The organism is Flectobacillus roseus (assembly GCF_030056595.1).
Classification (GTDB): domain Bacteria; phylum Bacteroidota; class Bacteroidia; order Cytophagales; family Spirosomataceae; genus Flectobacillus; species Flectobacillus roseus.
This window is the reverse complement of the sequence record NZ_JASHIF010000002.1, coordinates 282,880-295,896: the sequence shown is the minus strand read 5'-3', so window position 1 is coordinate 295,896 and position 13,017 is coordinate 282,880. Positions and strand designations below refer to the sequence as shown.

9 protein-coding genes are annotated in these 13,017 nt (G+C 37.1%); 4 read left to right on the top strand and 5 right to left on the bottom strand.

Going from position 1 to position 13,017, the window contains the following annotated elements:
* Window positions 1–149: 149 nt before the first annotated feature.
* Both QM524_RS01290 and alaS read right to left on the bottom strand, forming a co-directional pair.
* On the bottom strand, window positions 150–1,151 hold the full coding sequence (locus QM524_RS01290) for an aminodeoxychorismate synthase component I (protein WP_283343125.1): 1,002 nt from the start codon (window positions 1,149–1,151) through the stop codon (window positions 150–152).
* Window positions 1,152–1,524: 373 nt separating this feature from the next.
* Entirely contained in the window at window positions 1,525–4,161 is a 2,637-nt protein-coding gene (alaS, locus tag QM524_RS01285) for an alanine--tRNA ligase (protein ID WP_283343124.1), read from the bottom strand.
* A gap of 360 nt (window positions 4,162–4,521) precedes the next feature.
* Here alaS and QM524_RS01280 point away from each other — a divergent pair, with 360 nt between their 5' ends.
* Both QM524_RS01280 and dprA read left to right on the top strand, forming a co-directional pair.
* On the top strand, window positions 4,522–4,872 hold the full coding sequence (locus tag QM524_RS01280) for a MerR family transcriptional regulator (RefSeq protein WP_095164627.1): 351 nt from the start codon (window positions 4,522–4,524) through the stop codon (window positions 4,870–4,872).
* A gap of 85 nt (window positions 4,873–4,957) precedes the next feature.
* Window positions 4,958–6,067: a DNA-processing protein DprA gene (dprA, locus tag QM524_RS01275; RefSeq protein ID WP_283343123.1), complete on the top strand. Its 1,110-nt coding sequence runs from the start codon at window positions 4,958–4,960 to the stop codon at window positions 6,065–6,067.
* Here the strand turns inward: dprA and QM524_RS01270 are convergent.
* Both QM524_RS01270 and pyrE read right to left on the bottom strand, forming a co-directional pair.
* Window positions 6,064–7,866, bottom strand: coding sequence for a histidine kinase dimerization/phosphoacceptor domain -containing protein (locus QM524_RS01270; protein ID WP_283343122.1), 1,803 nt, complete (start codon window positions 7,864–7,866; stop codon window positions 6,064–6,066). The genes dprA and QM524_RS01270 overlap by 4 nt on opposite strands.
* An 881-nt stretch (window positions 7,867–8,747) precedes the next feature.
* Window positions 8,748–9,386 carry an orotate phosphoribosyltransferase gene (pyrE, locus tag QM524_RS01265; RefSeq protein WP_095164634.1) on the bottom strand — a complete coding sequence of 213 codons (639 nt, stop codon included), beginning with the start codon at window positions 9,384–9,386 and terminating at the stop codon, window positions 8,748–8,750.
* Between the two features lie 228 nt (window positions 9,387–9,614).
* Here pyrE and QM524_RS01260 point away from each other — a divergent pair, with 228 nt between their 5' ends.
* Window positions 9,615–10,310 (top strand): NUDIX hydrolase, encoded by a 696-nt coding sequence (locus QM524_RS01260; RefSeq protein ID WP_283343121.1) that lies wholly within the window; start codon window positions 9,615–9,617, stop codon window positions 10,308–10,310.
* Window positions 10,311–10,415: 105 nt separating this feature from the next.
* Here the strand turns inward: QM524_RS01260 and QM524_RS01255 are convergent, their stop codons facing one another.
* Window positions 10,416–11,702 (bottom strand): O-acetylhomoserine aminocarboxypropyltransferase/cysteine synthase family protein, encoded by a 1,287-nt coding sequence (locus QM524_RS01255; protein WP_283343120.1) that lies wholly within the window; start codon window positions 11,700–11,702, stop codon window positions 10,416–10,418.
* 318 nt (window positions 11,703–12,020) lie between these two features.
* On the opposite strand from QM524_RS01255, the gene QM524_RS01250 reads away from it, so the two are divergent.
* Window positions 12,021–12,896, top strand: coding sequence for an AraC family transcriptional regulator (locus QM524_RS01250; RefSeq protein ID WP_283343119.1), 876 nt, complete (start codon window positions 12,021–12,023; stop codon window positions 12,894–12,896).
* The last annotated feature ends 121 nt before the right edge of the window (window positions 12,897–13,017 follow it).

The following is a 13,017-nucleotide window of genomic DNA, read 5'->3' as shown; positions in this document are numbered from 1 at the left end:
TTTAGAAACTCTAATTGAGCGCTTGAGTGATGGAACGAATGAGTGATTATTTTTAATAGATATTTTGAAATAATCACTCATCCACTCAATCACAACTCACTCAACTTGGCATGACTCATGTCGTACCATTACGATTATGAAACAAAAAGCTATTTTGACAAATAGACTTTATCTATTAATTCTTGGTATTCAGATTCGGCATTGGCAGAAACCGTAATTCCTCCTCCGCTTTTAAAAAGCATTCCTTGTGGTGTATTCTCGATAAAACGTATCATGACAGAACTATCCAAATTTTGCCCATCAAATATCCCAAAAACGCCTGTGTAATATCCTCTATCATACCCTTCTGCCTCCTTGATAATCTCTAAAGTTTGGGGTTTGGGCGCCCCTGTGATAGAGCCCGCAGGAAGCATTTTAAATAGTAATGAACCTATTTTTTGAGCATAATTCTCTGGCAATTTTCCACAAATTTCTGAACTCACTTGCAACAAATCGCCTTCGTTGGTAGCAACTCTATCGATATATCTAAAACGCTCTACCCATACTTTTTCGGCTATAATACTAATATCATTTCTGATTAAATCCACAATCGTAGCGTGTTCCGCCAACTCCTTTTTGTTCTCCAAAATAGTTTTTTCAGCATCAGGAATATTAGCAGAGATAGTCCCTTTCATCGGATGAGAGGAGATGATGCCAGACTTAATCTGAACAAAAGTTTCGGGAGAAAATAAGACAAACTGATTTTTGAATAACAATTGATAAGTGGCTTCACTTCGTTCAAATATCTCTCTCAAGGATAAATTTACCCGAATAGGAGTCGGTTTAGTGAGGTTGACAAGAAAACTATCTCCTCGCTTCAAATGATTTTGTACTAGTGTAAATGAATGTTGATATTCCTCAAAACTGATTGGGTATTTCTCAAAAACTACCTCAGTGATTTCGGAAGTTTTTTGCTTAAAATGATAATTCGTTTTATCTCCAATTTTGTAGAATATTCCGTGCTGTGAAACCTCCTCCAAAGGAATTACCAAGGGCTTTTGCATCAGGTAATCAATCACAAAAAAGAAAGGTTTTTGTGATTGACCTAACTGATTCATTCGCTCTATCGCAACCAAAGCAGCAGGAGGAATTGAATGTTTTTTATAACTCATGTTTGAGACTGACTGATGAAGAAAAACAGGGAATTAAGTGTATGTTTGAAAATTTTATTTGGCATTTGTTTAAAAAACAAAATTTCCAATCGACATTCTTTACTTTTCTTGTCTTGACACAAGAAAAGTAACCGCGCGGCGGCCGCAAAAGAAAGTCAAGAAATCCTAAACTCGCCTACGGCTCAAACAGTAGGATTTCATAAAAAGAAATACAAACCTTTCCATTTTTAATAACTTATAAAATTTAAACATGCTCTGAGAAATCATTTTAATCAAAACACAAAAATGCAATTCTTTTCTCCCTGTTTATGTAAAAAAATCACCCCTCAAGAAAGGCTCTTGAGGGGTGAGAGAACTTATATTGTTAACAAGCTTACGCGTTTACAAAAGTTTTACTTTTTTCTATCGCATTTGCCAAACCACTCACGTCAGAACCTCCCGCAGTTGCAAAGAATGGTTGGCCACCGCCCCCACCTTTCACTTCTTTGGCCAATTCACGAATAATTTGTCCAGCATTTAAGCCTTTATCTGCTACCAAATTATCCGCAATCATTACTGCTAATTGAGGTTTACCAGCAACTTCGGCACCCAAAACGCAATACAAATCACCAACTTTTGCTTTTAATTCATAGGCCAATTGTTTCAAGGCATCAGCCGAACCAACTTCTACGACCTCAGTAATAGCGTTGATGCTACCGTAAGACACGATTTTGTTCAACAAACGTTCTTTCGTTGCTTGGAGTTTTTCTTGTTCAAAAACCTCGATTTTCTTCGCCAAAGCATTTTTCTCTTCCAACAATGACGCTACTGCTTTTACTAGGTCTTTTGGCGCTTTCAACAATTGATTCAATTGGTCAAGAATAGCCTCTTGTTCACGAAGAATTTCGAATGCTTTTTCTGAAGTAACCGCCTCAATACGACGAACACCTGTCGCCACCGAAGTTTCAGTGATAATCTTAAACAAGCCAATATTACCTGTTGCAGGTACGTGTGTACCTCCACAAAGTTCTACCGAATAGTTTTTATCAAAAGTAATAACGCGAACGAAATCACCGTATTTTTCACCAAACAATGCCATAGCACCACGTGAAGTTGCTTCAGAAATAGGAACGTTGCGTTCTTCTACCAAAGGAATATTTTCACGGATTTTTTGGTTTACAATCTCCTCAACCTGAGCAATTTCTTCGTCAGTAACTTTCTGGAAGTGAGAGAAGTCAAAACGTAAAATTTCGTTATTTACTAATGAACCTTTTTGGTTTACGTGGCTACCCAATACTTGCTTGAGTGCAGCCTGCATCAAGTGCGTAGAAGTGTGGTTGTTGTTAGTCAACTTTCTACGTGCTAAATCAATACTTGCTTTTACTGGTTCGTCAGAAACCAAAGATTCAAAACGCTTGTCGCTGATAAAATGCACGATAAGGTCGTTTTCTTTTTTGGTATCAAGCACTTCAATTGCAACCCCTCCAAAACTGATAGTACCCTTATCTCCAACCTGACCACCTGATTCAGCATAGAAAGGCGTTTTGTCCAACACCACTTTGTACTGTGTTCCTTGTTTGTTTTGAACTTTTTGGTATTTCACTATAGAAGAAACCGTTTCGAATTCGTCATAACCCACAAATTCAATTTTGTCTACTTCTTGCAAAATCACCCAGTCCTCAGCAGATGTTGAAGCATCCTTGCGTGAACGTTCTTTTTGTGCTTGAAGGGCAGCTTTGTATCCTTCTTCGTCGATTGATAAACCATTTTCACGAGCGATAAGGGCTGTCAAGTCAACAGGAAAACCGAAGGTATCATTTAACTCAAATACCTGCTCACCATTGATAACAGTTTGATTATTAGCTTTTAAATCAACCGTAATTTTATCTAATAATTTCAAACCATTTTCAAGCGTACGCAAGAAAGAGTTTTCTTCTTCTAAAATAACTTTTGCTACAAAATCTTGTTGAGAAATCAATTCTGGAAAAACGCCGTCGAACTGCTCTGACAACAATGGTACAATTGAGTGCAAAAACGGCTCACGGAAACCTAAATAAGTATAACCGTAACGCACTGCACGACGCAAAATACGACGAATTACATAGCCAGCTTTGTTATTTGAAGGCAATTGACCGTCAGCAATCGCAAAGGCAATAGCACGGATGTGGTCAGCAATAACACGAAGTGAAATATCCGTCCACTTGTCTTGACCGTATACCTTACCAGCTTTGTCTGCTATAAGTTTGATGGTACCTTGGAAAACATCCGTATCATAGTTGGATTGTTTGCCTTGGATAGCCATACACAAACGCTCAAAACCCATCCCTGTATCTACGTGCTTCGATGGAAGTGGCACTAACGAACCATCAGCCATACGCTCAAACTGCATGAATACGTTGTTCCAGATTTCAACAACCTGAGGGTGGTCTGCGTTTACTAGCTCTTTTCCTGATTTCAAGGCAACCTCTTCAGCATCACGCAAATCGATATGGATTTCCGAACATGGCCCACACGGACCAGTTTCACCCATTTCCCAGAAGTTATCCTTTTTATTTCCTAGAATAATACGCTCTTCTCCAACGATAGCCTTCCAAATATCCCATGCTTCTTGATCGAACGGTACGCCATCTTTTTCGTCACCTTGAAATACCGAAACATAGATACGGTCTTTCGGCAACTTGTATACTTCTGTCAATAACTCCCAAGACCAAGCCAAGGCTTCTTTTTTGAAATAGTCGCCAAATGACCAGTTACCCAACATCTCAAACATAGTGTGGTGATAGGTATCAAAACCTACATCTTCGAGGTCATTGTGTTTTCCTGAAACTCTCAAACATTTTTGGGTATCTGCAATACGCTTTGAGGGCGGAGTTCCGTTACCTAAGAAAAAATCTTTGAACTGAGCCATACCCGAGTTGTTGAACATCAAGGTTGGGTCATTTTTGGCTACTAATGGAGCTGAAGGAACAATTAAGTGACCTTTCGATGCAAAAAAGTCCAAGAACTGTTTTCTAATTTCTCTGGAAGTCATTGGTAATTATATGGTTATGTTTAGGGCTAGAATGACTGACAAATGTCATTCCTCACACTAAATATTTTTTTGTACTAAATAGATTCCTGATTTTTCGATAAAAATTTTATCTTTGCTTAAAATCATTTTTTGCAAAATTAGTTGTTTTCAGGCTCAAGAACGATAATGTTGAAAAATCATTTTAGCTAATTATCTCAACTTACCACTCAATACTATTATTAATAGCTAATTATCAAACACTTAGCCTTCAACTAAAAACCAACACCCTCATAGTTTTGTAATAAAATTTTTACTTTGGATTGGGAGAACACATACTATTTTGAGTATAAGGTCCTAGGTTTCTCTCGATTTTTGAATATTATGCAGCAGAATCTAACTAAACGTTATTATTCCATATCAGAGGTAGCAATCATGTTTAACGTAAATATTTCAAAATTACGTTACTGGCAAGAGCAATTCCCAACGATAAATCCTAAGCGTGATCGAGCTGGGGATAGAAAATACACACAAGATGATATTAACCAAATACGTGAAATTTTCATTTTGATAGAGGAAGAGGGTCACACTATTGAAGGAGCCAAAAATGCCTTAGAAAAAAGGAGAGCTCGTAAAAATGCCAATCAGGAGGTAGTAAGAACTTTGGTTGGGTTACGTGATTTTCTAAAAAAAGTACGAGACTCCCTCGAGCAGGGAGATGATAGTTCATTGTAATATCCCTAGAGTACCATTCACACACCTGAAAATCTACACTTGAAAGCTCGGTTCGAGTTATTTAATCTTTTTCTATACCATCATTATGCAATTTACCTCAGAAAAGGTATATCAGGTAGGGTTATCACTTATTCCAAAAATCGGTGACATTTTAATTAAACAGTTGGTAAGCTACTGTGGCTCAGCTGAAAATGTATTCAAAGCTCCCAAAAGTAAACTTCTTAAAATTCCCAATATCGGGGAAGTACTTGCTCAAAATATCGTTCAACAAAAGGTACTAACGCTTGCCGAGGCTGTTGTAAAACAAGCTGAGAAGGAAAAAGTACATATTCTTTTTTATTTAGATACCGACTACCCCCGAAGATTAAAATCTCTTTACGATGCGCCTTGCATTTTGTATTATAAAGGCAATCCAGAGGTATTAAACCCTCAACGAAGCATCGCCATTGTAGGAACTCGTCAAATGACCGATTACGGGCGCGTGGTAACAGAGCAGATTGTTGCACAACTCAAAACCTTCAACTGTGTCTGCATCAGTGGATTGGCGTATGGCATTGACATTTGCGCACATAAAGCAAGTGTACAATATCAAATTCCAACGATTGGTGTGATGGCGAATGGAATAGACAAGGTATATCCTAGTCAGCACAAGCAAACTGCCATACAAATGCAGCAATTAGGAGGAGTTATGTCTGAGCACCCCTTTGGTGTAATTCCAGAAGCGCCATATTTTCCTAGAAGAAATAGAATCATTGCAGGTATGTCCGATGCCACGATTGTGGTAGAAGCCGCCATCAAAGGCGGGGCACTGATCACAGCTGAGTTTGCCAATAATTATCATCGTGATGTTTTTGCTGTGCCGGGACAGCTCGGCAAGAGTCATTCAGAAGGGTGTAATTTGCTTATCAGGAAAAATAAGGCGCAGATCTATACGCAGGTAGAAGACATTGTGGAGTCCTTAAATTGGGACTTGGTTCAGACCAATGAGTCCTTAGCCAAGGCTATTGATTTTTCTGGATTAAGTACAGAAGAGAGCCAAATTTTGGCATTACTTCACCAAAAAGGGCCATTACAAATTGATGAGCTTAGTTGGCAATCTCAAATTGTAATGGCTCGTTTGGCTTCTCTCCTTCTGCATTTAGAGTTTCAAGGATTGGTAAAAGCATTACCGGGGAAAAAGTTCTGTTTGGCCTAGGCTGCCTCTTGGTTTGGAGCAATGGCAAGTTCAAAAACCGCTCCCCCATCATTTTCTACTTTGTACTGACCAGAAACTTGCTTACTCAATGAAATAATGAGTTGCTTTCCAAAAGAACGACGACCTTTACTATTCCATTTGTCCATATCGATACCTGCGCCATTGTCTTTTACTTTTAAATAGATACCGCCTTCTGTTTTGAACTTGATTTCTAAGGTTGGATCAGGAACTTGTTGATAGGCATATTTAAACGAATTTGTGACCAATTCATTCAAAATCAACCCGATAGGGATCGCTAAATCCACATCAATTTCAGTTTGCTCAATGTCTAACAAAAGGTTGAAATTTTGGCGAGTGTATCCATAGCTTTCCATTATATTTTCAACCAAATCAGTAATGTACTCCTTGATATTCAACGCTGTAGTATGACTAGTCTGATACAATTTTTGGTGAATCAGCGACATAGCCTCTACCCTCTTTTGACCTGTTTGCACTGCTTTTATGGCATCTTGGTCGGTAAGCCCATACGTTTGAAGATTGAGTAGACTTGCCACGATTGACAAATTATTCTTAACACGGTGATGCAGTTCTTTCATCATCAATACCAATTTGTCTGACTGTTCCTGAATTTTATAATTTTGACTCGTCAACAAATCGTTGTTTTGATGAATAATTCTGTTTTTACGAATTAGCAAGAATCCAGCTATAACCAGTACCGCAATTAAAATAAGGCCGAAAAAAATAATATTTTGTTTAGCAGTGTTCTGAAAATTGAGCTCCTTAATTTGAGTCTCTTTTTCAATCGTTTTATTTCGCTCTTCAAGTTCAACAACTTTCGACTTGATTTCTAAATTGGTGATACTGTCGTTTAGGACTACATGGTTTTTGTAAGCGTAATATGCTTTATCCCATTTTTTTTCTCCTTCATAAAGCTTTGCCAAAACATCATAGGCATCTGCTTGGAAGTATTTACGTTCGGGGATATTATTAGCATATTCAATTCCTTTTTGTGCCGAAGTAATACCTTCTTTATACGCTTTTTTGCCATTGTATGCCCAAGCAAGATTTATGTAAATAGCAGCTAAACTAAAGACATCCTTTTGCGTGATTTCTAAACTTAAAGCTTCTTGATACTTTTGAATCGCTTTATCAAATTGCCCTAAATTTTTGTAGTGAATACCAATATTAACTAATCCAGAAAGATAATCATCCGACATCTCGGCTGACTTAAGATACTTCAACCCTATAATACTCAAATCCAAGGCTTTTTGAGATTGACCTCTTTTATCGTAGATAATACTAAGGCTATTGTAAGAGTAAGCAATGAGTTTATCATTGTGTAAATCCTTTCCAATTTTCTGAGTCAACACATACATTCGTTCGGCTTCATCCAGTCTATTTTGACGTTCAAACACGTTGCCTAATTGAATATAGGTTGTTCCTACCCAGTAGAGATTCTTTTGTTCTTGAAATCTATGAAGCGCTTTATTGAAATGCTCTAAAGACTTTACATAATCCTCAAGACCATAATTAGTTTCCCCTAACTTATAATGCAGATGTCCCAACAGGGTATCAGCAGAGTTTTCGGGAATGAGGTCAATAGCCTCCAATAATATGTCACGTTTTACTTGGTCCTCAAGTTCGCCCTTCTCAGAGAATTGATATATAGCTAAGGCTCTTTTTTCATTTGCAGGTAATTTGTTCCACTTTTCACGGACACTTTCCAAGCTTTGTGCTTTAGGATGAATCCCAAGGAAAAAAAGTAATAGGAACACAAATAGCGATTTTATATGATTCATGATAAAATGTGTGTCAGGTTTATAATATTTCAAAATTTTGGACAATACTAAGTTAGTGGGCAAAATAGAATTTAATTTTTGTGCCCAAGGCATTCAGGTATCAGCTTTCGGCGGTGGGCTTTGTAAAAAAGCACGGCTGTGGTTAATAAAAACATTTTAACACTCTGTGCCTTGTGCCTGTTGCCTTGTCCCTAAACACATAACTTAAATCTTATTTTGCTCGATTACTTAATTGTAATATTTAGACTTATACGATGATTACTTGCAAAAAGTATTCTTCAGAATGTGGTAACACATCCCTAAAAATAGACTTCTGAATTTGAGAAACCTATCCATTCTTATTCAACGGTACTTGATGAAGTAGTATAAATTTAAACTATAGTATATTTTTAGTTAGTGTGATAAATAGAATTTAAGTTATGTGTTTAAGCACTAGGCAACAGGCACAAGGCAAAGAGTGTTAAAATGTTTTTTAACAACCACAGCCATGCTTTTTCCAAAGCTCACCGCCAAAAGCCGATATCTGAAAGCCCAAAGCACAATTTTAAATTTTATTTTCCCACTAACTTAACTATGTTGAATTATGTAAGCAATTTTGGTTGAAGCGTTTTGGGTAAAAATTATTAGAGAATGTAGAAGGCGGAGATATTTTCAAATAGATTTTTATCCTGTGTAAGTTTAGATATATTTTTATAAGTAAAAGGAAAGATTAAATTAATAGTATATCTGAGGCAAAGTTTGACTATAACCTTTTGATTATGAATGTCTTCAAATAACCAATATACTGTTAACTAATAACGTTTTCCTACTTAAAGCAAACGGTCGATAAAACTATCGACCGTTTATAGTTGAGCTGGCTAAAAACAGTCAAGCTCCATTAATTATATGCTCCAGTTAGCAGGGTCATGACGCCACTCTTGAAGAGTTATCATTTGACTTTCTGTAACATAGTTTTTCTTTTTAGCTTCCTCCAACAAGGTTTCGTAATCGCTCAAAGTATAGAACTTCAAACCTTTTTCTGCAAAGTTTTGAGTTGCGACATTAAAACCATAGGTAAAAATAGCGACCATACCCAATACATTAGCACCAGCCTCGCGTAATGCTTCGGCAGCCTTTAATGAACTACCACCTGTAGACACCAAATCCTCCACTAATACTACTTTCTGACCAGCTTTGATTTCACCTTCGATTTGGTTGCCCATACCATGTTTTTTCGGCTCAGGGCGTACATAACAAAATGGCAAGTCTAAGAAATCAGCTACCAAAGCACCTTGCGCAATACCTGCTGTAGCTACACCTGCGATGATATCAACCTCTGGCCAGTATGCTTTAACAGCAGCAGCCAAGCCGTCACGGATTGCGGTACGTACCTTTGCGTGAGAAAGAGTAATACGGTTATCACAATAAATAGGAGAATTCCAGCCAGAAGCCCATTTGAAAGGCTTGTCAGGGCTTAATCTTACGGCTTTTACGTCTAGTAGCATCGAGGCCACAGATTGTGCAAGTGTTGCGTGTGTCATTGGATTACTGAATTTGTATAGGGCGATGAGATTTCTTTGTCTGTTTTGAGATTGTATTCAAGCAAAGAAGGTTAATTTGGTTGTCGATTTTCAACTTTTATGCAAAAATAGGAAGAGTCGGGCATGTTTTACTAACAAAAATGTAATTTTGCTTTTACAATGCAACAATATGGGTGGCTCAACACGTGCCAAACATTACCAAATATTTAAAGATATCTATTCAATAAGATGATCATTTTCATTGACGACAGACCTATCAAAGTGATAAGTCAAAAAAAAGCTAAGTCTCTGACAACCACAGATTTTGAACACTTGATAGACGCAAAACTTGAAAGTATTCGTCCTGAGAAATTGCATGGCCATGTCTTGATATTAAACGTAATTTTACCAACAATCAATAAACTTTTTACAATTTTAAAAGAACACGATTTACCACACTTCCTGTCAATCACCTTGGTAACAGCCGATAGAGATATGACAGAAGAGCAAATTAAAGCACAATATAAGGTGATTAAAGCAGCAGGTGGCGTAGTTAGAAATGAAAAAGGAGATTTGTTATTGATGTATCGTCTCAAAAAATGGGATTTACCCAAAGGTAAACTCGACAAAGGCGAAAAATCCAAAAATGGTGCGGTACGCGAAGTAGAGGAGGAATGTAATGTAAAAGTACGTTTGGAAGAAAAAATCTGTACCACTTTTCATACTTATACTTACAAAAACGAGCACATCCTCAAACAAACTAAATGGTATTCAATGGAGATTGTGGATGCTTCTAAAATGAAACCACAAATTGAAGAGGATATCGAAAAATTAGAATGGATGGATCGTAAACAAGTACACACAGCCTTGATTAACTCTTATTCATCGATTCGCTATGTCGTAAAAAGATATTTTTACGAAGGTGAAGACAAATGGGAAATATAGGAAGTGATGAGTTTTGAGTTTGGAGTGATTTGTTCTCTAAACTCATCACTCCAAACTCAAAACTCATCACTCCAAATTCATCACTCTCAAGTCACAACTCACAACTTAGACAGTCTTCAACGCTTGCTCAATATCTGCTTTAATATCGTCGATATGTTCAATTCCTACAGACAAACGTAGTGAAGTTGGTTCTACGCCAGCAGCTAATTGTTCGGCCTCTGACAATTGCGAGTGTGTAGTCGAAGCTGGGTGAATAATCAGGGTTTTTGAATCGCCAACATTCGCCAAATGGCTAATCAATTGAAGGCTATTCACAAACTTTTCTGCACGCGCTTTATCGCCTTTCAGTTTGAATGACAAAACACCACCAAAACTGCGATTCAAATATTTTTTTGCAAGTTCGTGATAAGGGCTACTTTCAAGTCCTAAATAATTTACGCCTTCTACTTCAGGATGCGACAACAGCCATTCAGCTAGTTTTTGTGCATTTTCTCCAATTCTTTCTACACGCAAAGACAAAGTCTCTAAGCCTTGCAACAATAAGAAAGAGTTAAAAGGACTTTGTGAAGGACCCCAATCGCGCAAACCTTCTACCCTAGCACGAATGATATATTGAATATTACCGAATGGTCCACCGATGCCGAAAACATCGTTCAAAATCAAGCCATGGTATGACGGCGAAGGCTCTGTAAATTGTGGAAATTTACCATTACCCCAGTTAAAAGTTCCCCCATCAACAATCACTCCACCCATCGTAGTACCATGTCCTCCAATCCATTTGGTAGCAGACTCAACCACCACGTGAGCACCATGTTTGAGCGGTTGGGCAATAGCACCACCTGCACCAAAAGTATTATCTACTATTAATGGAATTTCATATTTGTTTGCCAAAGCAGCGAAGGCCTCAAAATCAGGCACACTAAAACTTGGGTTTCCAATAGTTTCCAAATAAATCAATTTGGTACGGTCATCAATCAATTTTTCAAAACTCGACACGTCATCGCCATTGGCAAAACGAGCCTCCACACCGATATTCTTGAAGGAGTTTTTAAATTGATTATAGGTTCCGCCGTACAAGAACGAGGTCGTAACAAAGTTATCTCCTGCCGTTGTGATGTTATTAATCGCCAAGAACTGCGCCGCATGTCCCGAACTAACCGCCAAGGCTGCCACTCCACCTTCCAATGCTGCAATTCTTTTCTCGAATACGTCATTGGTTGGGTTCATAATACGAGTGTAGATGTTACCAAACTCCTTCAAGGCAAAAAGATTAGCGCCATGTTCAGCACTATTAAAAGAATAAGAAGTTGTTTGATAAATAGGTACTGCTCTTGAGTTAGTTGTTGGGTCTACTTGCTGACCTGCGTGCAGTTGGAGGGTTTCAAATTTCATATCAAAGGGTTTTTAAGGGCAAAGCCAATAGGTTTCTGTTTTAGAAGTAATTGGAACAACAATACATCTACTGCATTGCCAAGGTTTTGTTTCTTTTTTTAATGCATTTTTCCTAAAAGAATAATCACAATCAAATATACCTATATATTTATTAAACTACAAAAACTATAGATTAAATTATTTCCAAGAACCATTGTAATCAAAAAAGGACAAAATTTAGCTAATCGGTAATTATTACCATTAAAACTACATTTCACACCACATATATTTCTTTTTTAACTTCTACCTTTGACATCATCAAACGAAGCCAATGTGAGTATGTCAGATAAAAAAATAAATTTCCCCATTTTAGATATTTGCACTTTATCCGAAACGAGAGATGAAGATTTTTTGGTGAGTAAATTTGGTGCCTATTTGGAGCGACACAAAAATCTTCATCATGCGCACCGACATAGTTTTTATCATTTGGTTTTCTTTACACAAGGTGCTGGCTTTCATACGATAGATTTTAGCAATTTTGATGTAAAACCTTACCAAATCTATTTCATGATACCCGGGCAGGTGCATAGTTGGAGTTTTGAAGGACCTATTGATGGTTATGTGGTCAATTTTTCAGAAGAATTTTTCCAGTCATTTTTATTGAAAGCAGAATATTTAGCTAATTTTTCATTTTTTAATAATATTGCACAAGACAGCGTCATCAATTTGAGTTTTCCACTCAATCAGAAGGTAAAAGGCTTTTTTGAAGAAATCCTTGAACAGGCGCAACAAAAACAACCTTTTGCTCATGACATGATAAAAAGTTTGTTGATACAAATGTTTATTGCCATAGACCAGCAAACCATTACTGAGAAGCCCAAAAATATTCCGCAGTTTAACTACACCTTGCTAAAGAATTTTCAAAAGTTGATTGAAAAACATCATACTACCCTAAAATTACCGATGGAATACGCAGAATTATTATACATTACACCTAACCATTTGAACGCACTTTGTAAAGAGCACTTGGGCTTACAAGCGGGCGAGGTAATTCGTAACAGAATTGTGTTGGAAGCAAAAAGATTATTAGTCAATAAAAATACAAGTATCTCAGAAATTGCCTATTATCTCAATTTTGCTGACAATTCTTATTTCTCCAAGTTTTTTAAAAAACACGTGGGATCAAGTCCAGAAGAGTTTAGAAAGAAGATTTAAGTTTTTTGTTGAAGGCATAAGGCAACAGGCACAAGGCAAAGAGTGTTAAATCGTTTTTTAATAACAATAGATATATTTTTACCGAAAGCTTTATAATTTAATTTTGCCCACTAACTTATTA

Coding starts and splice junctions, on each gene's coding strand:
- QM524_RS01290 (WP_283343125.1), bottom strand. CDS start 1,151: ATGAGTTATAAAAAACATTCAATTCCTCCTGCTGCTTTGGTTGCGATA.
- alaS (WP_283343124.1), bottom strand. CDS start 4,161: ATGACTTCCAGAGAAATTAGAAAACAGTTCTTGGACTTTTTTGCATCG.
- QM524_RS01280 (WP_095164627.1), top strand. CDS start 4,522: ATGCAGCAGAATCTAACTAAACGTTATTATTCCATATCAGAGGTAGCA.
- dprA (WP_283343123.1), top strand. CDS start 4,958: ATGCAATTTACCTCAGAAAAGGTATATCAGGTAGGGTTATCACTTATT.
- QM524_RS01270 (WP_283343122.1), bottom strand. CDS start 7,866: ATGAATCATATAAAATCGCTATTTGTGTTCCTATTACTTTTTTTCCTT.
- pyrE (WP_095164634.1), bottom strand. CDS start 9,386: ATGACACACGCAACACTTGCACAATCTGTGGCCTCGATGCTACTAGAC.
- QM524_RS01260 (WP_283343121.1), top strand. CDS start 9,615: ATGATCATTTTCATTGACGACAGACCTATCAAAGTGATAAGTCAAAAA.
- QM524_RS01255 (WP_283343120.1), bottom strand. CDS start 11,702: ATGAAATTTGAAACCCTCCAACTGCACGCAGGTCAGCAAGTAGACCCA.
- QM524_RS01250 (WP_283343119.1), top strand. CDS start 12,021: ATGTCAGATAAAAAAATAAATTTCCCCATTTTAGATATTTGCACTTTA.